The sequence below is a fragment of the Providencia sp. UF-183 genome (assembly GCF_058246155.1).
Window position 1 is genome coordinate 1 of record NZ_JBSICD010000138.1, and the last position, 202, is coordinate 202.

General features: G+C 49.0%; 1 protein-coding gene. It reads left to right on the plus strand.

Annotated features, from left to right (window positions below):
* Window positions 1–202: hypothetical protein (locus AC4IFT_RS22670; RefSeq protein WP_490753003.1), on the plus strand; the 202-nt coding region annotated here is incomplete at both ends.

The following is a 202-nucleotide window of genomic DNA, read 5'->3' on the forward strand; positions in this document are numbered from 1 at the left end:
AGATGCACAGTGATTATCAATCGGTGGATAAACAAACGGGTATCAATGCAGGCAAAGGCGGTTTTGATATCACGGTGGGCAATCACACGCAACTTGATGGTGCGGTGATTGGCAGCACGGCCGAGGCCGATAAAAACAAACTCGACACGGGCACACTGGGCTTTGGGGATATCAAAAACAAAGCCGAGTACAAAGTGGATAG